2 protein-coding genes are annotated in these 1272 nt (G+C 62.6%); both read left to right on the forward strand.

Annotated elements, in window-relative coordinates; genetic code table 11:
* Positions 1–763: hypothetical protein (locus tag ZRA01_RS20700; RefSeq protein ID WP_170183043.1), on the forward strand; the 763-nt coding region annotated here is incomplete at its 5' end.
* Positions 764–927: 164 nt separating this feature from the next.
* Entirely contained in the window at positions 928–1236 is a 309-nt protein-coding gene (locus ZRA01_RS20235; protein ID WP_141355172.1) for a hypothetical protein, read from the forward strand.
* Positions 1237–1272: the final 36 nt, after the last annotated feature.

Below are 1272 nucleotides of genomic sequence, written 5' to 3' on the forward strand. Positions count from 1 at the left end.
ACACATCATGGACATCAGCTTCGAACCCCACCAGCGGCTGTGCTACTACCCGAGCTGCCATCATCAAACGCCCTGGATCCTGCTCAATCTGGACTGCGACCTGTTCATCATGTCGGAGAAGGAGCGTCAGTTCAGCCGCTGGGAGAGCTTTCGCGCATCCTTCGAGCGGCATGGCCGCAGCGTCGAGTTGATCGAGAAAACCCCGCAATATCTGCATTTCCGCAGCGATAGCAAGACCGTGTGGGTCTTCCGCGAGGACAATCGCGAGACGCTGGCGCGGATCGCGACGGCGGGTCTCAAGATCCACCATTTCGTCGGCATCCGCGATGGCTGCATGGATGGCGGCAACCATGAGTGCGTCAATGAAGGTCCCTTCCTGAGCCATCTGCTGCCTCTGGCGGCAGACGACATGCAATACACCACCGATCACGTGGAGCCCCTGCAAATGTCGTGGGAGCGGCGCCGCAAGTTCCGTTCGGGGTCATGGCTGGATTTCTGCATGTCCGAGCCTTCCCGCCGGGCACCGGTTTCCAATGCGCGCTTGCGCGAAGACATCCGCTTCGAGCTCCAGGGCGTGCTGGTCAAAATGGGCGAGGCCCTTCAGGAGCTGAGATTTGGCGAGGAGATGACGGCGCTGCGCAAAATGCAGGCCTTCCGTCGCGCCCACGGAGTCGGCATCCTGGCCGAGTATCGGGTCCGTTTGCCCGACCTCCATCGCGAGGAGGAATTGTTTCTTGCAGCCGGTAACTGGCGCGTGAGATGAGCGGCCACTCCGGCGCGTGGAAGCGGGATCGTTCTTGTCGCCGCCGCTCACCAGAGCCATCTGGATTGACGCAGGTGAGGCTGTTCAGGCAATCGCAGTACGACATGGTTTGTCGCAGCTTGAGGCGATAGTGACGGCTCTCCATTCCAGAAGGCGTCGCAACCATGTCCTCCTCATCTGGCCGTCGGCGGAGCGGCAAGCCGCTCATTTTCAATGATCCCCTGACCGGGAAAGAGTTCGAGATCCCAGCGGGTGAGCCCTGTGTTCTGGTCGACTCGCTGAAAGAAGCGAGCGCCGCCGGCTATCTCAACGAGAAGGATGACGCCGCAATGTGGGCGGCCCGAACGAACCTGCAGCGGGGCTACGCGCTGCTGTGGATTCGCGGCGCGCTGCGCGGCGTGCCTCCAGGATGCCTGGCCCCAGAGCCCCAGGGGCGCTCCATGGTGGCCAGCCTGGAGTGCGCTGCCGCATAACCGGTAGCGGGGTATCGAGCTGCCGGGGTCGTGCCC

Source organism: Zoogloea ramigera (genome assembly GCF_006539865.1).
Lineage (GTDB): Bacteria > Pseudomonadota > Gammaproteobacteria > Burkholderiales > Rhodocyclaceae > Zoogloea > Zoogloea ramigera.